The organism is Xanthomonas sp. SHU 308 (genome assembly GCF_000364645.1).
Lineage (GTDB): Bacteria > Pseudomonadota > Gammaproteobacteria > Xanthomonadales > Xanthomonadaceae > Xanthomonas_A > Xanthomonas_A sontii.
This window is the reverse complement of record NZ_AQOK01000757.1, coordinates 1-446: the sequence shown is the minus strand read 5'-3', so window position 1 is coordinate 446 and position 446 is coordinate 1. Positions and strand designations below refer to the sequence as shown.

The window sequence follows — 446 nt, the reverse complement described above, 5'->3', positions numbered from 1 at the left end:
GGCAGCGGCGAGGGCTTGCGCCGGCGCGACAGCAGCCAGGCACCGAGGCCCAGCACCAGCAGGCTCAGCCCGCCCCACAGCCACAGCGGGAACCCGTCATTGGCCGGTGCCTGCGCCTGCGCGGGCGCGGCCGCTGGCGCCGCCTTCCCGGCCTGGGCCAGGCGCTTCTGCGCCGCAGCCAGGTCGCTGTCCTTCAACGCGATCAGTTGCTGCTGCTGGGACTTGAGCTTTTCGAGCTGCTCCACCCGCGAACGCAGTTCCTGGACCTCGGCATCGCGTGCCGCGAGGTCTTCGCGCGCCTGCTGCAATTGTTGGGCTGCCACCATGTCTCCTTCGTCGCCGGCACCGGTGCCGGACTTGGTTCCCGCCTCGCGGCGCGTCGCCGGCACCGCCGGCGCGATTTCCAGGCGTGCGCCAGCGGCGGCGGCCGGCGCCGCGGCGGCCGG

Annotated in this window: 1 pseudogene; it reads right to left on the bottom strand. The window is 74.2% G+C overall.

The window, feature by feature from the left end:
- Nucleotides 1-446, bottom strand: a pseudogene (locus D588_RS25645) (ferrous iron transporter B); the annotation flags it as partial.